19 protein-coding genes are annotated in these 19,588 nt (G+C 45.4%); 8 read left to right on the top strand and 11 right to left on the bottom strand.

All coding sequences use genetic code 11. The features are described from left to right. Positions 1-79: 79 nt before the first annotated feature. From QLG00_RS15145 to QLG00_RS15135, 3 genes are all read right to left on the bottom strand, one after another. Positions 80-691, bottom strand: a complete 612-nt coding sequence (locus tag QLG00_RS15145; RefSeq protein ID WP_004934372.1) for an NAD(P)-dependent oxidoreductase — start codon at positions 689-691, stop codon at positions 80-82. Between the two features lie 253 nt (positions 692-944). Continuing rightward, a complete protein-coding gene (locus QLG00_RS15140; RefSeq protein ID WP_282471321.1) occupies positions 945-2,054 on the bottom strand; it encodes an AI-2E family transporter in 1,110 nt (369 codons plus the stop codon). A 127-nt stretch (positions 2,055-2,181) separates the two neighbouring features. Next, positions 2,182-2,826 (bottom strand): ParA family protein, encoded by a 645-nt coding sequence (locus tag QLG00_RS15135; RefSeq protein WP_004934375.1) that lies wholly within the window; start codon positions 2,824-2,826, stop codon positions 2,182-2,184. Positions 2,827-2,948: 122 nt separating this feature from the next. On the opposite strand from QLG00_RS15135, the gene QLG00_RS15130 reads away from it, so the two are divergent. Together QLG00_RS15130 and QLG00_RS15125 are read left to right on the top strand one after the other, a co-directional pair. Continuing rightward, complete coding sequence (locus QLG00_RS15130) at positions 2,949-3,419, top strand: Holliday junction resolvase-like protein (protein ID WP_004934378.1); 471 nt, start codon at positions 2,949-2,951, stop codon at positions 3,417-3,419. A gap of 117 nt (positions 3,420-3,536) precedes the next feature. Next, complete coding sequence (locus QLG00_RS15125) at positions 3,537-4,097, top strand: hypothetical protein (RefSeq protein ID WP_004934380.1); 561 nt, start codon at positions 3,537-3,539, stop codon at positions 4,095-4,097. Positions 4,098-4,182: 85 nt separating this feature from the next. On the opposite strand, the gene QLG00_RS15120 is transcribed toward QLG00_RS15125, so the two are convergent. Then, the gene (locus QLG00_RS15120; RefSeq protein ID WP_228127966.1) at positions 4,183-4,737 is read right to left on the bottom strand and encodes a hypothetical protein; all 555 of its coding nucleotides are present in this window, start codon (positions 4,735-4,737) and stop codon (positions 4,183-4,185) included. A gap of 16 nt (positions 4,738-4,753) precedes the next feature. Further along, positions 4,754-5,524 carry a class I SAM-dependent methyltransferase gene (locus QLG00_RS15115; protein ID WP_282471320.1) on the bottom strand — a complete coding sequence of 257 codons (771 nt, stop codon included), beginning with the start codon at positions 5,522-5,524 and terminating at the stop codon, positions 4,754-4,756. Positions 5,525-5,730: 206 nt separating this feature from the next. Here QLG00_RS15115 and QLG00_RS15110 point away from each other — a divergent pair, with 206 nt between their 5' ends. Both QLG00_RS15110 and QLG00_RS15105 read left to right on the top strand, forming a co-directional pair. Next, positions 5,731-6,573 carry an aldo/keto reductase gene (locus QLG00_RS15110; protein WP_282471319.1) on the top strand — a complete coding sequence of 281 codons (843 nt, stop codon included), beginning with the start codon at positions 5,731-5,733 and terminating at the stop codon, positions 6,571-6,573. A 202-nt stretch (positions 6,574-6,775) separates the two neighbouring features. Further along, entirely contained in the window at positions 6,776-8,041 is a 1,266-nt protein-coding gene (locus QLG00_RS15105; protein ID WP_282471318.1) for a hypothetical protein, read from the top strand. A 69-nt stretch (positions 8,042-8,110) separates the two neighbouring features. Here QLG00_RS15105 and QLG00_RS15100 read toward each other — a convergent pair whose 3' ends face one another. Next, positions 8,111-8,671, bottom strand: coding sequence for a hypothetical protein (locus QLG00_RS15100; protein ID WP_055414890.1), 561 nt, complete (start codon positions 8,669-8,671; stop codon positions 8,111-8,113). Positions 8,672-8,986: 315 nt separating this feature from the next. Here QLG00_RS15100 and QLG00_RS15095 point away from each other — a divergent pair, with 315 nt between their 5' ends. Beyond that, positions 8,987-9,949, top strand: a complete 963-nt coding sequence (locus tag QLG00_RS15095) for a 2-hydroxyacid dehydrogenase (RefSeq protein ID WP_149930023.1) — start codon at positions 8,987-8,989, stop codon at positions 9,947-9,949. Here the strand turns inward: QLG00_RS15095 and QLG00_RS15090 are convergent, their stop codons facing one another. From QLG00_RS15090 to QLG00_RS15080, 3 genes are all read right to left on the bottom strand, one after another. Beyond that, positions 9,950-10,435, bottom strand: coding sequence for a hypothetical protein (locus QLG00_RS15090; protein ID WP_004934400.1), 486 nt, complete (start codon positions 10,433-10,435; stop codon positions 9,950-9,952). 174 nt (positions 10,436-10,609) lie between these two features. Then, positions 10,610-10,999 (bottom strand): hypothetical protein, encoded by a 390-nt coding sequence (locus QLG00_RS15085; protein ID WP_004934404.1) that lies wholly within the window; start codon positions 10,997-10,999, stop codon positions 10,610-10,612. 78 nt (positions 11,000-11,077) lie between these two features. After that, complete coding sequence (locus QLG00_RS15080; protein WP_004945098.1) at positions 11,078-11,953, bottom strand: LysR family transcriptional regulator; 876 nt, start codon at positions 11,951-11,953, stop codon at positions 11,078-11,080. 111 nt (positions 11,954-12,064) lie between these two features. Between QLG00_RS15080 and QLG00_RS15075 the strand changes: the two genes are divergently transcribed. The 3 genes from QLG00_RS15075 to QLG00_RS15065 all read left to right on the top strand — a co-directional run bounded on the left by QLG00_RS15075 (position 12,065) and on the right by QLG00_RS15065 (position 16,448). Next, positions 12,065-12,961 carry a DMT family transporter gene (locus QLG00_RS15075; protein ID WP_282471317.1) on the top strand — a complete coding sequence of 299 codons (897 nt, stop codon included), beginning with the start codon at positions 12,065-12,067 and terminating at the stop codon, positions 12,959-12,961. A 141-nt stretch (positions 12,962-13,102) separates the two neighbouring features. Next, entirely contained in the window at positions 13,103-14,635 is a 1,533-nt protein-coding gene (locus QLG00_RS15070) for a peptide MFS transporter (protein WP_151814906.1), read from the top strand. A 4-nt stretch (positions 14,636-14,639) separates the two neighbouring features. Further along, positions 14,640-16,448: an aminopeptidase P family protein gene (locus QLG00_RS15065; protein ID WP_282471316.1), complete on the top strand. Its 1,809-nt coding sequence runs from the start codon at positions 14,640-14,642 to the stop codon at positions 16,446-16,448. A 53-nt stretch (positions 16,449-16,501) separates the two neighbouring features. Here QLG00_RS15065 and glyS read toward each other — a convergent pair whose 3' ends face one another. Both glyS and glyQ read right to left on the bottom strand, forming a co-directional pair. Beyond that, complete coding sequence (gene glyS, locus QLG00_RS15060; RefSeq protein ID WP_282471315.1) at positions 16,502-18,571, bottom strand: glycine--tRNA ligase subunit beta; 2,070 nt, start codon at positions 18,569-18,571, stop codon at positions 16,502-16,504. Beyond that, entirely contained in the window at positions 18,571-19,548 is a 978-nt protein-coding gene (gene glyQ / locus QLG00_RS15055) for a glycine--tRNA ligase subunit alpha (protein ID WP_119025309.1), read from the bottom strand. The genes glyS and glyQ overlap by 1 nt, the downstream gene beginning before the upstream one ends. Positions 19,549-19,588 lie beyond the last annotated feature (40 nt).

Here is a 19,588-nt window from a genome sequence, read left to right as displayed (position 1 = left end):
GGAGCCATTTGAAGGCTCCTCTTTCAAACTGCGAACAAGAATGCAGTCATCAACAGCGACTGAAAATCAGAAACTGAAATTAATAACCTACGGTAAAGCGTTCCTGAACGTGGTTGCGCTGTTCAAGTTCATCGGCCAATGCAACGGCAAAGTCCTCGGTTGAAATTTTACTGACATCATCGGCAACCAGCAGTTCATCTTTACCCAAACGGAACTCGCCGGTACGTTTACCCGGGCCGAATTCGGCAGATGGCGAAATATAGGTCCAGTCCAGATCGTCAATCTGTTTTAATTTATCCAGAAAATGTCCTGCTGCCTCAGCTTCGGGACGATACGCCTCTGGAAATTCTTCTGTATCGATTAATCGAACATTCTGATGCGGAACATGTAAGCTACCTGCGCCGCCCACCACGATATAACGTTTCACTTTCGATTCGTAAATGGCTTTGAGCAATGCATTGGCATCGAGGCCATGAAAACGCACTGAACTGATCACTGCATCTTGGCCTTTCAACGCATCGACCAAAGCATCGTGATCATTTAAATCTAATGCAACCGCCATAACGCGTTCTGTTTCTGCAACTTTATGAATATCTCGAGCAATTGCCTTAACATAGTGACCGCGTGACACCAACTCTTCTAAAATTCGAGAACCCGCCATACCTGTTGCACCAATTAATGCAATTTTCATATTTTATTCCTCTGACGTTTATAAAATGCACAAAAATAAAAGTGACTGATTCAAAACTATGACAGTTCGTTTTGTAAATCGCGTTCAGTTTATGTCCGTCAGATGTAAATCAAGGTAGTGCTTTGATGACCAAATAGACGCTTGTGTAGCAGTTTTTTCACAGATATGCGGGAGTTTAATGAGCAATGTAAATGGTTTTTGTGCCCCATCATGTGGATAACTTGATTGTTATCCACACTAACATAAGGAGGCGTTAGAGTTTTGGGTCGTCCAGATTGTCGTAAATCATTGTGGTTTTAGGCATTGGTTCCGGTTCGATATTTTCATGCAGCCATTCGCGCCAGATCGCCAAAAGAACTGCCAAAATGACCGGGCCAATAAAGAGGCCGACCAGTCCAAAGCTGGCAATTCCACCCAATACACCAAACATAATCAGCAAAAATGGAATTTGCGTCGCGCCAGAAATGACCAGTGGGCGAATTACATTGTCGGAGGTGCTGACAATACAAACTCCCCAGAGCATGACCCCAATCGCACCGACCATCTGGCCTTGAGAAAATAGCCATAAGGCCACCGCGCTATAAGCCAGCGGTGTACCAAATGGAATCAACGCCAGCAAGAAAGTGACTAGGGTCAGTACCATCGGGTTAGGGACGCCTGCGACAAAGTAGCTCAGCCCGGCCAGAATAGCCTGTGCCACAGCAGTTAAACCCACCCCATACACCACCGCACGTGTGGTTTCAGAAATTGTATCTAAATAATGATGAATTCGAGGGCCAATCACCATTTCGAGGGCTTTACTCACTTGCGATAAAATCGTTTGACCATCACGGTAGAAGAAGTACAACGACAGCAAAGCAAAGCACAGTTTGACCAGATTTTTACTGATTTCACTTAATACAAAGCGCCCATAGCCCATATGGCTTTGCAGCCAAAGGGTCACGTTTTGGGTAATATTGCTCGGATTGGTGTTGATTTCATTGAGAATACGTACAATTTCCTTACCTACAATCGGTAGGTCACGGACAAAATTTGGTGCGTCCAGATGCCCAGAAAAAATTTGCTGCTGTAACTCAATAAACAGATTGCGCCCTTCATGCTGTAAAATAAACACCGCAAAGGTAAGCGGAACTCCAATCACTAAAATGATAATGCTGATCATGATGGTGGCGGTCAGATTCGGGCGATTTTCACCAAAAAAACGTTGAATCCGCTTGTATAGCGGCCACGTCATATACGCAATAATCGCTGCCCATACCACAGGAACAATAAAATATTTCAGAATGTGAAAACCCAAAAGCAGCAGGATAATCAACAAACCGAATAATAAAGCACGTTGCAGGGTTGGCGCGTATTGTTGCACAGAACTCTCTAAATCATGATGGGCGAGGCCAAATCATATTAACTGAAAATAACTGACTGGCAAATAAACAGTTGGTTTTATTACGTAGCCAAAAATAACGCTATTTTATCTGTTAAGAACATTGTTTTTAGAACCATTTGCTCTTATCTTCAATCAGTGCATCTAGAAGCGGTTGCCACTGTTTTTGCAACTCAATAAAATTCTTCTGAGTTTTATCAAAAATACTTAGACCCTGCATGGCGAGCTGACCGTAGGCACTGCGTTCATTGATCGATGCAATCGGCGCTTGCTCAATCTTGTCAAAAAACTGTTGAATATCTTTACTGCTTGAGCTGTTGGCTTTCATGCGATTGGCCAGCAATAAAATTTCGACCTTGCCCTTACGAATCCGCTTGATATCGTGGATATCTTTTAAAAAGCGCTTGGTGCTATCAATATCAAAAAAAGAGGGTTGTAGCGGAGTGACGATGGCATGTGATTCACTGATCAGATGCTGTGCCTGATCATCTGAAAGCGCGCCCGGTGCATCAATAATTAAATACTCGATTCCTTTGGGCACTTCACCAATCGATTTTTCATGACGCCAGTCCAGACTTTGAATGCCTGCAACATGACTTGGCCGTTGTTTTAACCATTGCCGTGCCGATTTCTGATTGTCGGCATCGGCCAGTGCAACGCGATAACCTTTTTGTGCCAGTGCAGAGGCAAGTGTGATTGCTGTTATGGTTTTGCCACAGCCGCCTTTTTGATTTGCTATAAGTATCGTTTTCATGCCAGATATAAATGCTTAAATTTCTGATTTAGATTAGCATCTTTTTTCGGGAATATGCGCAGACATGACAAAAGTGTTGCGCTTATTTAAAGTGTGGCTCACATTTCAAAACAGGAATTCTTATGTCCATCTGGATGGCAATGCTGATCGGGGTGTGTATCGGGGTGGTAGTGACCACCTTGATTCTTTCAAACAGTCGTAACGGACGGATTAAAGCCGAGTACGAGCAGTATATTGCCGAGCTTGAACTTGAGCATCAGCAAGCGCTGATTGCAGCACAAAAGCGCAGTGTCAATACCAGCCGAGCGGTCCTGAAAGGCAAAATGGCCGAGCAATTTGCGCCGATTTTGCCAGAATTCCGTTATTTACCGAGCGATGCGAAATTTATTGGCGATCCTGTCGATTATCTTATTTTTGATGGCTATACCGATTTTAGAGATGGCGAAGGACATGCCGATGATATCGAGGTGATTTTAGTCGATATCAAAAGCGGAGGCGCACGCCTGACCAAAGGACAGCAGGCGATTGCAGAAGCGATTCGTCAAGGACGGGTGCGTTTTGAAACGATACGGATTGATTTTGATGAGGTTTAAATACGACTACGTATTTTACATAGACGGTTACTAAATGATGCTAATTTTTCCATGGGTTTGAGCATAGTATAATCAATATATCCACATGATTTCATTGTATTCCCGTCGAGGTTCTCTATGCGCAAACGCTTACTGATCAGCTTGTGTGCTGCGTTGTGGCTTGGGCAGGCCAGCGCATCAAATTCTATCGAATACAATATTGCCCGTGGCCTTCAGCCCGAAGCAAAAGGGCAGGCCATTTCTGTACTAAAACCGTTTTACGGTGATTTTCGGATTTTAGGTTCAAAGCAGTATTTTCATGATGAACAGGCCAAGTTTTCACCCATAGACTATGCTGTGAGCTGGGGCTTGTTTGCACATCCGAATATTGCATCGCAAATCAAGATCAATCAGTATGACCGCTATTTAAACTGGAGTATGCGCACCGTACCCGTGCCGCCCGAGCAGGCCTTAAAAATGGTGTCGAACATGCACATCATTCCTGCCAATCCAACAATCGCCAAACAAATTACGCAGGTTAAACGTGGTGATTTAGTTCGACTCAAAGGCGACTTGGTTGAGGTAAAAGACAACAATCTGGTCTGGACATCATCGTTAGCGCCAGGCGGGGTGGGTGATGGTGCCTGTGAAGTCTTTCGCGTGAGTTCAATTCAATGGATCGAACGTCAAAATATTTAGCTTGAGATTAAAGCATTTGAATTGAACATATCGAGATACTTTATTCTGATCAAAAAAACGGCCTATAAGGCCGTTTTTTTAAGGATTAAGATTTTGTTTTGAGCATCTCTTTCCAGTGTCGAAGTTGCTCTTGTGCCTGCAAATAATGCCCTAAACCTTGGGTCATGGGGGCGCTATGTGCGGTACTGCTGGCAGCGGAGGTCTCGGCAGTACTATAGGCTTTGGCTTGAATATCCCAATACTGGTAAAACAGTCCCTGAATATAGCGGCCTTGTTCGGTCTTTAAATCCAGTGCTTTGAGCATTTGCAGCGCAGAATTTACGGTATCGGCTTTTCGGTTGCGTTCAAACTCAGGCGTTAAATCTCCGCTTTTTTGCAACTTGATCAGTTCTGCTTCCATGTCGCTGTTCATTGCATTAAAGCGTTGTTCAAAATCATCTAGCGCGGCAATATCCTGCGCATCTTGCGGGGTATTGTCAAAGCTTTTTGGTGGTGGTGTTTGAAGCTGCTTCATCACATCCTGCTGCTGTGCGCTGGCTGCGGGTTTCTCGGTGCTGTCGGGCGTTTTATTGCAGGCAGTGAGTAACAGCGAGCCACTTGCGGCAACAATCAGTGCATACACATACGTACGGGTTTTCATTTTCATCACCATTTTTTTAAATTTTTTTAAAGTCATAAACATAGGTTACATAAGGAAAGGTAATTTGGTCGGAAGGTCGTTTTCCTGTGAAGGCAAAGATCACGGCTTCAAATTCAGCTTTCAACGCCAGTTGCTCAGCCTCGGGCATGGCCGCAATAAAACTGGTTGAGAGTAAGCGCTGGCTCACCACCTGCTCGACGCTTCCACAGTGCGAATGTGGAAACACATGCGCGCGTTCAAGCTGAAATAATTGCTGATACTCAAATACTTTTTTCCATTCGCCACTGTGATAGCGCGGTGTATCGCCTTCTAAGGGTGCCAAAATATCTGCAATGGCTTTTACCCAAGGCACATGCTCATCGCGCTGATTCCATATCAAGCCCAAATGTCCTTCAGGACGAAGCAGCTGATGCATTTCATTGAGGGTTTCGATATTGGCAAACCAATGAAAAGATTGTGCACACACAATCGCATCAATGCTTTCAGATGCAAGTGGAATGGCTGTGCTGTGTGCCTGAATCGCGATGACATCAGGATGTGCAGCCTGAAGCTGTTGCAACATCTCGCGTATTGGCTCTACAGCATAAATTGCTGAGGTGACTTGTTTGAGGTAGGGAAGAAATTTTCCTGTACCCGCACCCAGATCAATCACGCTGGACTGCGGATCAAGCGCCAAGTCTTGCTTGAGCCAGTTCACCACTGCTTCTGGATAGTTCGGGCGCGCATGCTGATACAGTTGTGCAGCGTGACTGAATCCTTGTTGTGCCGTCTGGTGAATCTGATTCATGGTGGCGTACTCGTGCGAAGTGAGAGGGCTAACTGCCTTCATTCATTATAGAAAGATCTGCTGAAGTGGTGATTGAAATAGCATTTTTAATACAATTTAATCCGTTCTGAACCGGTTTTCGTTTTAGCATGGCTCTGTGGTATCCATAAACATAAAGCGTGACATGATCCTGATGGATCGAACACCTTGAACCTAATGAGTAGAACATGACCCAGAATATTCCTTTGATTCAGCTGCACGACGGCAATACCTTGCCCGTACTCGGATTTGGTACCTATACCCTAAAGGGGAGCGCAGGCGTCGATACCATGCTGCGCGCCTTGACGCACGGTTATCGTTTTCTCGATTCGGCATTTAACTATGAAAATGAAGGCGCTGTAGGTCAAGCGCTACGGCAGTCGGGTCTGCCACGTCATGAGGTGCAAATCAGCTCTAAACTACCAGGGCGTCATCATGCTTATCCTAACGCACTGGAAACCATTCAGGAGTCGTTGTATCGCATGCAACTGGATTATCTGGATCTGTATATGATTCATTGGCCTAATCCGGCGCAGGGTTTATATATCGAAGCATGGCAGGCCCTGATTGAGGCGCAGCAACGTGGATATGTGCGCTCGATCGGCGTGAGTAATTTTCTTCCCAAGCATCTGGAAATTTTGCGTCGAGAAACCGGTGTGGTGCCAGTGATTAATCAGGTCGAGATGCATCCTTATTTTAATCAGGCCGAACAGCGTGCCTACGATCAGTCGCACAATATTGTGACCATGGCGTGGAGTCCGCTCGGACGAGCAAATACAATTCTTGAGCATGTCCAATTAAAGCAGATTGCACAGCAGCTCAATCGCTCAGTGGTACAGGTGGTGTTGCGCTGGCATCTTCAACACGGCGTGATTCCGATTCCTAAAGCCACGAGTGATACAAACCAGTGTGCCAATTTAGCCATTTTTGATTTTGAATTAAGTTCCGAACAGATGCAGCAAATTGATGCCTTGACCCGTACAGATGGTCGATTACGCGACCAAGACCCGGCAAGTTATGAAGAATTTTAATGGGTTGTATCTTCCGCTTCATTTCTGAAATGGCAGCGTAACAGGGCAGGCTCAGAGCAGATGGCTTGCCAAGAAATCTGCATTGTGTCATCTTTTGCCCTGTTTTATCTGGCATGCCCTTATAAAATAAGCAATTCACGCTGTAGTGCAGTGGCTTGCCTTAACGCAAAAATGAACATTGGTCATAATTTTCGGTGTATCCATGGACAAACAAATAATTTTTGAAGATGAACATATCCGTGTCATTTTTCTCAAAGGAACCTCAAGTGAACTGGTCATCTCTTTTGGTGATCTGATTACACGGGCCAAAGGTTTGTCAATTAATGCCGAAAAATCCTTAGTCAAATACGACTATAACGTGCTCGGTATCATGCCGAAAGTGAAATCATGGTTTCCCGAAGCATCGATGCAACAGATGATGGAGCAGGTCAATCCGATTTTAGACACCTTTGAAACGGTGGTCGGATATGGCGGTTCAATGGGGGGATATGCGGCCATCAAGTTCTCTGCTTTACTGCGGATGCAGCGCGTAATTGCCTTTGTGCCACAGTATTCGATTGATCCGCAAGTGGTCGAAGACCGCCGATATGCCGAATTTTTCGATGTTAATGTGCATCGCGATATGGAAATTCGTCATGAAAATGTTTGCAGCGATGCCGAATATATCGTGGTGTACGATCCCTACTACCGTGAAGACCGTGAACATTACCTCAAAATCAAGCAGGTGGTACCGCAGCTTTTGACACTGCATTTGCCATTTACCGGGCATGAAGCTTTATCTGTGCTGGCCAGTTCGAGCTTGCTCAACGATTTTATTCGCCATCCGCTCGATCAGCGTTATTTTTATCAGCAGATGCGTAGCGTTAAGAAAAACAGTAAATTTTACTACCGTACCGTCATCCATAACCTGATGTCGCGGCACAGCGCGGCACTGGGCCGGATTTTACGCAGTAATGATTTGCATCTGGACGATCAATATCTCGATGCGAATTTGAAGCAACTGATCACGCGAGTTATGCTCAACCGTCGTCAGGTGACCGAGCAAGATTTACAAAAGCTCGGCATCAAAGTGAACTTGTCGCAGGCCACCAGCAACCAGTTACAAGATCATTTTGGCAATCTGGTGGTGTTTAATCTGATTAGCCACAAGATTGAGTGTTATCCTGAAGAAGCAGTAACTCGTAATAATAAATACTTGATTGCGGTCGAAGCCAAAATGAGCGGCTTGCTCAAAATAGAAATTAATGGCGAGCATTATCTGGTGGTCATGAATGATCGGCGGGTGACCAAATTATTTAAAGAGCATGAAACGCTCACTCCAGATATGAATCCGATTGTGATTAAAAAATATCCTGATTATTATGTGCTTAGTTATAAAAACTTAAACTTAAGCAGCGATGAGCATGGACTATGTCATTTTGCTGAAGGCTCAGTGGGTGAGCTAGAGAAATTCAGTGCCGTCCAGTAAGTGCATACTATATAAAAAAGGGACGAGATATCGTCCCTTTTTCAATTCATATTCAATATGGCTAAACGCTTAGCGACCCACACCTACTTGTGTTTGTACGCCAAGATTACGTGGGGATACATTGGCATCGACACCTGCATTTGCATTGATCGATCCGACACGAACACCCACTTGTGTATTGGCTTTTACGCCAGCGTTTGAGCGCTCTTTTTTCTGATTCGACCAGCGTGAATCTGCACGTGCTTTTTGTTCTGCACGGTACTGACGCGCTTGTTCACGTTGACGCTGCTCTTCATAACGTGCTTGTTCAACGCTACGTTCACCACGGTCGGTCACACGGTCTGCAACACCAAATGCACGATCAGTCGCATTCACTGCGATATCGCGCGATGCATGAACAGCTTGACCCGCAACACCGAGTGAAGCACCAGTGGCCGTGGTGGCAATATCACGTGTGGTATGTAAAGTAGTACCCACGATGTTGCCTACGCCACTACCTACACGGCCCAGTAAACCACCATTCGAATCAACTTGTGCATTTGCACCTACATTGAGCGCAGCACTCCCCGCGAAAACACCAGCAGAAGCAAGTACGCTCACAGCCAAAACAGCAGATTTGATCATTTTCATTTTTCTGTCCTTTAAAATCACACTCGGCGCAAAGTCGAGCGGTTGACGTGTGTATCATATTCAACAAATCGTGATTTGTGTGCGTTCCATCAAAAAAATTACACGCCAAGAACAGCAGAAACGTAGATGCGGAGAAATCGTGAAGAGCAGCAAATAGATCGATTTTATCGTTTGATCAAGGGTAACTAGACAGTATTTATAATCGGCAAGCCTTGATATTGTTCAGACTGAACCCGTATAAAGAAAGAGCGAATCCGGGTGCTGAGCATCTGTTCAGCAATCCCTTTTTTTATAATATTTACAAAAGAGCAGCATATGAGTCTCAACGCGGCATTTTTAGATTACGGTTCACTCGATATGAATGATCTGGATTTTCAGGCATTACGCGACTGTTTTCAACGTTTTGAACTTTATACAGCCACGACACCAGATCAGGTACTTTCACGCTTACGCAATATCGATGTAGCGATCACCAATAAAGTGATTCTCGATGCGCAAACAATTGAACAATTACCACACTTGAAACTGATTTTAATCTCGGCAACTGGAACCAATAATGTCGATTTAGCGGCAGCCAAAGCACGCGGTATTGTGGTGTGTAACTGTCAGGGCTACGGCACAGCTTCGGTTGCCCAGCACACTTTAACGCTCATGCTGGCGCTGGCAACATCTCTCATTCGTTATGATCGCGCCGTTGCGGCAGGTCGCTGGCAGCAGGCATCACAATTTTGCTTTTTAGATTATCCAATTATAGAACTCTCTGGCAAAACTTTGGGAATTGTTGGCTATGGGGAGTTAGGTCAGGAAGTTGCACGTTTGGCACAAGCCTTTGGTATGCAGGTGCTGGTGGCCAATATTCCCGGACGGCCGGCACATGCAGATCGACTTGCGCTTGAAGAACTCTTACCTCAAGTTGATTTTTTAAGTTTGCACTGTCCGTTAAGTGAACACACCCGACATTTAATTGATGCACAGGCATTGGCGCGTATGAAGCCTACGGCTTTCTTGATCAACTGTGCCCGCGGTGGAATTGTACATGAAGCCGATCTGTTAGCGGCTTTAAATCAGGGCATTCTTGCTGGTGCTGCAACAGACGTACTGAGCGTCGAACCGCCTACATCCGGGAATCCGCTGCTCGATCACACGCCCGATAATTTGATTATCACGCCACATTCGGCGTGGGGCAGTGTGCAAGCCAGACAGCGGATTGTCGACCAACTGACCGAAAATACATTGGGATTCTTACAGGGTCAGATCAAGCGTCGAGTCAATGTCTGATTAAGGTGTAGCACTTTCACCAAGAGGCGTGGTCACAGCACCCGATGGGGCAGCAGATGACGGTGCTGGAGATGCTGTCGTTGATGGCTGGCTCAGGCTACGCTGTTCAATGGGAACGGTAGCACTTGGGTCACCTGCAACTGCGGCTTTGGTTTGTTGCCATTTTTGTTCGGTGTAGCTTTTGGCATTGCTGGCTTTTTGCTGTGCAACCTGAGACTGCTCTTGTCCAAAGTTTTTGGTGTCTTCCCATTTTTCATTGATTTTGGCAGAGGATTTATCAGCACCGCGTTGGATCGAATTGCCAAGACGGTTCAGGTTTTCTCCTGCCTTGTAAGTTAACACTCGAAAAATATTGGGGTTATCGCCATACGGTGGCGTTTTGGCATCTGAGGGATTGGATGCTGTGCTGTTTGCTGCAAAGGTCACGCTGGTGATGGTCAGCGCTGGTACACTCAATGCAAGACTCAGCAGTAAAGGCTTTAACATAAACACGATCCTGTGAAGTTCATCTATCAAGTCTGCTTTATATTAACCAGATCGGCGCCAATAAACAGCTTTTTAGAAAAAAACCATACAGCTTGCTACACGAGGCATACAGGTGTGAGGAAGAAATAACAGCAGGACTCTGCCCTTAAACACGTTAAGGGCAGAAGAATTGGTTTATTGGCAAAGGGCCACATTTTCTTTCTTAAAGTTGTCACGCAGTGATAGGAAGTTGGCTTGTACGTTTTTATCGTACAAATCGAAAGTCTTGGCGGCACTTGTACCATCTTTGGCAATCACGATAGAGGTTGCCGAAATGAGGGTATTGCCACTAAAGGTCCAGTTCTCGCGTGCCTTACCGGCTTCCATCATCCCGGTAAATTCGATGGTGCATTGATTTCCTAGTTTGATCAGTTTGGCCTTGTTGTGTTTGGTGTCCGGAAAGGCCTTGATATCCTTAACTTCTTCAATTACCCCAACTGTGGTTTCAGGAAGAGGTGGATTACTTGAACATGCAGTGATAGCCAAACAAGTAAATCCCACAAGTGAAAGCGTTTTTAAGTTCATATTTTCAGTCTATGTTGTTGTTCATTTTCTTGAGTATAGCGAACTTTAAACCAGAAGATAAAATCAAAAGCCCGGTTTTTAGCAATTTTTTGTAGAAAATTCCTGCTGTAGCAAAGCTAAAAAAGCATCGCGAGCTTTATGATTTAAGACATTTTGATGCCAGAAAAACTGATTTTGAATCGCGGTCAGATGATCAAACTGATAAGCGCAAAGCTGAGGCAGATTTTTGTATTGCTCATACATGCTTTTTGGAATCAACGACACGCCTGAGCCTGCACTCACGCAGCCAATAATGGTGGCATAGCTGGTAATACTGGTCATCGGGAGTGAAATATTTTTAAGTTTGAGCCAGTCTTCAAGTGCTGCACGATAAGGACAGCCTTCGGTCCACATAAAAATTTCTTTGCCAATCAAATCTTCTTGCGTCGAAATTTCGCCAAGCGATTCGGCCGCAATCAACACCATGTTTTCTTGATAAATCTCAAATTTTTTGAGCAATGGGAATTCAATCGAACCTGCCACAATTGCGCCGTCGATTTTATGCTGGCTCACATCGAGCAGAAGTTGTTTCCATGTCCCTGTGGTGATTTGAATGTTAACCTCGGGATAGCGCTGATGAAATTTGGCGAGTAACTGCGGCAGACGCGTGGTGGCCGAAGATTCGATTGCACCGATGCGTAATGGCCCTGAAGGCGCAGCATCGGGATGAACACTACGTTTGGCTTCATCGCACAGTGCCAAGATTTTCTGGCAATAGTCCAGAAAGATTTCTCCCGACGGGGTGAGCTGTAAGCGCTTTCCATCACGATAAAACAGCGCCGTATTTAATTCTTCTTCAAGCTGTTTGATGCGTGTGGTGATATTGGAGGGCACACAATGTAGCCGAAGAGCGGCTTGCGCCATACTTCCTGCCTCAACAATTGTATGAAACATACGAAGTTGACTAATTTCCATGACCATACTTCATTAAAAATGAATGATGCAATCAATATAAGTTAATTTTTCTTAATACAACAGTCCGTTACGCTAAAGCCATCGCCACTTGAGATCACAGCCGAGTCCACCATGGCCATATCAATTTACTCACCACTAGGGGTACAGAAATATCCAGTGAAGCTCTATGCTTGTATTGCCTTGACCGTATTGTGCTGGGGCTACTCACCGATAGGTGTACACAGTGCACTGATGGCCTATCGTCCCGAGCAGATTGCACTATTACGATTTATATTGGCGTCGCTATTTTTACTGGTGCTGGTGGCCAAAAAAGGAATTCAACCGCTAAAGATTAAAGATCTTCCTGCGCTGGGTATTCTGGGTTTTTTTTCAGTCACCTTGCATCATTTACTAATCAATGCCGGACAGCAATATGTGAGTGCAGTGGCTTCAAGTATTTTAAGCCAATCGATTCCGTTGTTTACCTTACTGATTTCAGCATTTGTGCTTAAACAGCGCATTCAACTGAAGCAATGGGGCTGTATTTTACTCGGGCTTGTGGGCGCTGTACTGGTCATCACAGCGGATCGTGGTGTGGAGCCTCCTAGCTTGTACAGCCTATTCATTGTATGGGCAGCGGTGGCATGGGCAATTTATTTTAATCTATATAAAAAGTTCGCCCTCAATTACGACGTACTCAGCATGATGTGTTATGTCATCTGGTTGGGGACACTGCCTTTATTGCTGTTTAGTCCACATCTGCCGCAAGCGGTGATGGCTGCTTCGTGGCAAGCCAATCTGTCCATTGTCCTGTTGGGGATTTTTCCGAGTGCATTGGCGCATGTGTTGTGGGGCAGTGTACTGAAAACACTTCCGTTAACCCAAGCATCAAGCTTTTTATATTGTACGCCACTCGTGGCGATTGTACTGGGCCTAATCATGACAGGAGAGAGGCCGTCATTAGGGGTACTCATAGGTGGTGTAATTATTATTATAAGTCTCATCATAATGAACTATATTAAGAAATAGCGCTTAAAAACTGAATAAAATTAATAGAATTATCATAAATTGACATTTTGTCTAAAAAATAACAACACGGCGTCATTGTGCCTGGCTTCCGTTTTGTTAGGCTGATTTCTTCAAAATAAAAAAATAATATGAAGGATTCATATGACGAAGGATGAAACAAAACGATTAGATCGCGGATTTTTAGGACATCCCAAACCGCTGCAAGGGTTGTTTTTGACCGAGCTTTGGGAACGCTTTTCCTACTATGGGATCCGACCACTGCTGATTTTGTATATGTCGGCTATGGTGACTCAAGGTGGACTTGGGCTTCAACGTACCGATGCAGCGGCGATTGTCGGCTTATTTGCTGGATGTATCTATCTGTTTACCTTGGTCGGTGGCTGGCTGTCCGACCATTGGTTGGGTCAAGAGCGTGCGGTATGGTACGGCTCAGTGATCATTGCACTGGGGCATTTATCAATTGCACTCACCGCATGGTTTTCAACCGTGTTTTTTTATTTAGGGCTGGTGCTGCTGGTGATTGGTTCGGGTTTATTTAAAACCTGTATTTCGGTGATTGTGGGCACACTTTATCAGGCACAAGATCAGCGTCGTGATGCGGGATTTTCCATTTTCTATATGGGAATTAATCTCGGCGCATTTCTGGCACCTCTCGTCACTGGATTGCTCTTACAACGGTACGGTTGGCATGTCGGCTTTGGTATTGGCGGTATCGGTATGTTGATTTCCCTGCTGATTTTTCGTTGTTTGGCTATGCCACAGGTACGCCAATTGAACCAGAATATGCCTGTGCAAAGCTCGGTACTGCGTGATCCTGCCAAAATTCGTAAGATTAAGCAGGGTCTTAGCCTAGTCGCTGTGTTACTTATAGCTGGATTTTTTTCCCTCTATCGAGGTTGGATCGTGATTCAGCCTGTGGCGATCGTGGAGTATTTCGCCTTAAGTATATTGGCGATTGTGACGGTCTATTTTGCCTATTTATTTTTGTTTCATCGTTTAAATCGTATTGAAAAAACCAAACTACTGATCTGTTTTATTTTGTTTTTGGCCGCCACATTATTTTGGGCTGTCTTTGAGCAACAGCCCACTTCATTAAATCTTTTTGCATTGGATTATACCGAGCGTCATATCGGTGGCTTTGAAATTCCGGTGGTTTGGTTTCAATCAATTAATGCCATCTTTATTATTATTTTCGCACCACTGGCGGCATGGTTATGGATCACGCTGGCACGACGCCAACAAGAGCCAGGCTATTTAGCCAAGTTTAGTCTGGCCTTAGTTTTTGCAGCATTTGGCTTTCTGGTGATGATTCTGGCTGCCCAGCAAGTACTGCATCATGGCGGTTTAGTATCGCCGTTCTGGCTTATCGGATGTTTGCTGTTCATGACATGGGGCGAGCTATGTTTAAGCCCTGTCGGCTTGTCGGCCATGACCCGTCTGGCGCCGAAAGGTTTGTCTGGGCAAATGATGGGCATTTGGTTTACTGCTACAGCGATGGGCAATCTGGTGGCAGGCTGGATTGGTGGTCATGTTTCTGGTCAACAACTGCACCAGTTACCGCCGTTATTTTCAAAATGTGTGGTAATTTTATTGATTGGCGCAGCCGTGATTGCGCTGTTACGAAAACCGATTCAACGTTTGATGCAGCATCAACACGAATATCAGCAAGGGTAAGGTCATGCAGATTCAACAACTCAGTGCACAGTACCGTTTGGCACAATTACGGGAGCAGATGCAACAGCATGCTATAGATGCCTACCTGATTCCTAGTGCCGATCCGCATATGTCGGAATATTTACCAGAACACTGGCAAAGCCGCAGCTGGCTTTCTGGTTTTACCGGTTCGGTGGGAACGCTGGTGGTAACAGCCACTGAAGCGGGTTTGTGGGTGGACGGCCGTTACTGGGTACAAGCCGCGCAGCAGCTTGCAGGCAGTGGTATTGTATTGCAAAAACAAACGCCAGATCCGCGTACCTCATATGTGACTTGGCTGAGCCAACACTTGCCTGAGGGTGCACATATTGCGATGGATGGTGAAGTCACCTCACTCCAATTATTCGAGCAACTCCATACAACGCTCGGAGCAAACTATCGTCTGAGTACCGATCTGGATTTAATTGATCGTATCTGGACGGATCGGCCTGTGTTGCCCTGCGCTGCGCTATATGCATTGCCTGAGCAGGTCATTACACAGTCACGACAGGAAAAAATCGCTGCAATTCGTGAGCAAATGACACAAAAACAGTGTCAGCATCATTTCATATCTGCACTGGATGATATTGCTTGGATCTTGAATTTACGTGGTGCCGATGTCGAGTTTAATCCGGTTTTTTTGGCACACTTATATCTCGATGATGATCAAACCGTCATTTTGTTTATCGATGATGCCAAGCTGTCGAGCCAGATCAAAGCCAGCTTGATCCGCGATGGCCTGCACATTATGCCTTATACCGCCACCAAAGAGGTATTGAGCCAGCTCAAGGCAGGCACATTGCTGATCGATGCAACGAAAGTATCGGTTGCCCACGTTCAGGCCTGTCCGGCACAGATCAAGCGCAAGATCGACCTGAATCCGAGTAGTTTGTTTAAAGCCCAGAAAACACCTATCGAAATTGAGCAGATGCGCCAGACCATGGTCAAAGATGGTGTTGCATTGGCACATTTTTTTGCTTGGCTAGAGCAGGCGTTGGCTGAGCAGCAGCCAATTACAGAGCTCACGATTGATGAACGTCTTAGCCAGTTTCGTCAGCAGCAATCTGGATTTTTAGGGCTGAGTTTTGCCACCATTGCCGGGTTTAATCAAAATGGTGCCTTGCCACACTATCGTGCCACAAACAGTTCATTTGCCCAGATTCAAGGTCAGGGCTTATTGCTGATCGATTCAGGTGGTCAATACCAGACAGGTACCACGGATATTACCCGTGTGGTGCCGATTGGGTCACCCACACCCGCGCAATGCCGCGACTATACTTTGGTGTTAAAGGCACATATTGCACTTGCGCAGACTGTATTTCCTGAAGGGATTGCAGCCCCTTTACTCGACAGTATTTGTCGAAAAGAATTATGGCAGGAGCAACTGGATTATCGTCATGGCACGGGTCACGGCGTTGGCTTTGCGTTAAATGTGCATGAAGGCCCGCAAGTACTGTCTTACTATGCGCCAATCACACCCTATTCGGGTATGAAAGCAGGCATGATCACCTCCAATGAGCCGGGACTTTACCGCGAGGGGCAATGGGGGATTCGACTTGAAAACTTAGTGGTGAATCAGCCGATGGCCGATGCCAAGTCGGACTATGGTAACTTTCTTTATTTTGAGACACTGACGCTATGTCCGTTTGACTATCGCTGTATTGATATGGCATTGCTTAATGAATCCGAGCGCCGCTGGCTCAATGATTATCATGCCTTGGTGTGGGAAAAACTTTCACCTCATCTGACTGGCTCAGCGAAAGACTGGTTACAGCGGATGACGCAACAGCAATAAAAAAAGCCATGTTTTTATCTGATAAAAACATGGCTTTAATTACAAAGTAGGAATCAACCCTGCAATACACTCACATCCGCAACCGCAGTAAATAAGTGACGCAACTGTGCCAACAAACGTAAACGGTTGGCTTTTAACTCTGCATCATCAGCCATCACCATCACGCCATCAAAGAAGGCATCAATCGGTGCGCGAAGTGCGGCAAGTTTAGACAGTGCAGCAGTGTAGTCTTTTGCTGCAAGTAATGGCTCAACCACAGGCGTGACGGCTTGAAGCTCAGCAAATAATGCTTTTTCTGCATCTTCTACTAAATTGGCTTCAACGACTGCACCTTCTGGTGCCGCTTCTTTTGCAAGAATGTTGGCAACACGTTTATTCGCAGCAGCAAGTGCAGCAGCTTCAGGTAACGCACGGAAGTAGTTTACAGCATTTACACGCTTGTCAAAATCAAGTGGTGACTTCGGTGCAAGAACCTGAACTGCTTGAAGTACGTCAACAGCAACGCCTTGGTCTTCATATTTGGCACGGTAACGACCTTCCAAGAAAGCCACCGCATCAGTACGGGTTTTATCGTGATCTTTGACGATATCGCCATAGCCTTGAAGTGCAAGATTGACCAATTCTTCAATGGTCACGTTCAATTCATTTTCAATGATTAAACGCAAGATTCCAATGGCAGAGCGACGAAGCGCAAACGGGTCTTTAGAACCTGTTGGCGCTTGTCCAATACCAAAAATACCCACTAGCGTATCCAAACGGTCTGCAAGGGCAACCGTGGTACCGGTTTTAGTTTTAGGTAAAACATCACCGGCAAATTTTGGTAAATATTGCTCACCTAACGCTTCTGAAACCTCAGTGTTTTCACCTTCAATACGCGCATAGTAAGTACCCGCAATCCCTTGAAGTTCTGGGAACTCGCCCACAAGTTCAGAGGTTAAGTCGCATTTTGCAAGTAATGCCGCTTTTTCAGCATCGGCTGGGTTTGCACCCGTAATTGAAGACAACGCGACTGCAAGTTTGGCAATACGTGTTGATTTGTCCCAAAGCGTACCAAGCTGTGCTTGGAATACCATGTTTGTTAATTTTTCTTTACGAGACGCAAGCGGTTGCTTTTGATCTTGTAAGAAGAAGAATTCAGCATCAGACAAACGAGGACGAACAACTTTTTCATTACCCTCGATAATTTGTGTCGGATCTTTTGACTCAATATTCGATACTGTAATGAAGTAAGGCTGTAATTTACCTTCCGCATTGATCAAACAGAAATACTTCTGGTTGTCTTGCATGGTGGTAATCAGTGCTTCTTGAGGAACAGCTAAGTAGCGTTCTTCAAAGGTTGCACGTAAAGCGACAGGCCATTCAACGAGGCTTGTTACTTCATCAAGTAAGTCAGCTGGAACAATTGCAGTTGCATTCACTTCATCAGCTAACTTTTTCACTTGCTCTTGAATGGTTGCCTGACGCTTTTCAAAGTTCGGAACAACATACGCTTTTTCTAAAGCAGCTAAATAGTCATTCGCATGTGCCAAAGTTACAGCCTCAGGTGCATGGAAACGATGACCATAAGTCACATTACCCGCTTGGTGATCCTGAATAGTGGCGTCAACGACTTGATCATCTTTAAGCAATACCACCCATTTCACTGGACGTACAAACTCGGTACGGCTTGCCGCAGAGCGCATACGCTTGGCAATCGGTAAATTATCTAAGGCAGTTTGTAAAATCTGTGGCAGTAACGCGTCTAGGCTTTGACCTTTGACGTCTTTTAGGTAGCAAACCTTCTCGACTTTACCCGCTTGAAAAGTACTGACTTGATCGGCGGTAATGCCCTGACCACGCATAAAGCCTTCAAGTGCTTTCGTTGGTTTGCCTTCTGCATCGTAAGCCGCCTGAACAGCTGGGCCATCAAAACGTTTTTGTGTGTCTGCTTGTGCGGCATCGACATCAACAATTTTCAGCGCTAAACGACGTGGTGCTGCATACGCTTCAATGGCAGCGAAGTTTAACCCCGCATCTTTTAAGCCTTTTTCTGTTTCTGCTTTTAAGGCATCACGTAAAGTTTTTAAGCTTTTTGGTGGGAGCTCTTCACAGCCAAGTTCGAATAAAACAGTATGTTTGCTCATTAGTTTTTCTCCGCCTTTGCTACTTCACTTTCCGCTTGTGCTTTTAACTGTGCCAATACTTCATCACGTAAATGTGGTTCAGCCATTGGGAAGCCAAGTTCTGCGCGCGCTTGTACATAGCTTTGTGCAATCGCACGAGCCAGTGTACGTACACGTAAAATATAACGCTGACGTTCAGTGACTGAAATCGCGCCGCGTGCATCGAGCAGGTTAAAGGTATGCGACGCTTTAACGACTTGTTCATAAGCAGGCAAGGAGAGTTTTGCGTCAATTAAGCGATTCGCTTCAGACTCATAAAAATCGAACAATTCAAACAGTTTGTCTACAGGCGCATATTCGAAGTTATAAGTTGATTGCTCAACTTCATTTTGATGGAACACATCGCCATAAGTCACTGTACCGAATTGGCCTTTGGTCCAGACCAGATCATAGACTGAATCGACACCTTGCAGATACATGGCAAGGCGCTCAAGGCCATAGGTGATTTCACCCGTAACAGGGTAGCATTCGATGCCACCGACTTGCTGGAAGTAGGTAAATTGTGTCACTTCCATACCGTTGAGCCACACTTCCCAGCCTAAACCCCAAGCGCCAAGCGTTGGCGATTCCCAGTTATCTTCGACAAAACGGATATCGTGGGTCAGCGTATCAATGCCAATCGCTTTGAGCGAGTCGAGATAAAGCTGTTGAATATTGTCTGGATTTGGCTTAAGCACCACCTGAAACTGATAGTAGTGCTGCAAACGGTTTGGGTTTTCGCCATAACGGCCGTCTTTTGGACGACGAGAAGGTTGAACATACGCCGCATTCCATGTCTCAGGTCCGAGCGCACGTAAGAAAGTTGCAGTATGAAATGTGCCTGCGCCCATTTCCATATCGTAAGGCTGAAGAACCACACAGCCTTGTTCGGCCCAGTAATTTTGTAGGGCAAGAATCAAGCCCTGAAAGGTATCAATATGAGAGATGGCGCGACTCATGTGCATCCACTAATTTATGCGAAAAAATTGTTCATAAGTA

The sequence above is a fragment of the Acinetobacter sp. V89_7 genome (assembly GCF_029967895.1).
GTDB lineage: Bacteria > Pseudomonadota > Gammaproteobacteria > Pseudomonadales > Moraxellaceae > Acinetobacter > Acinetobacter soli.
This window is presented reverse-complemented; position numbering and strand designations above follow the sequence as displayed.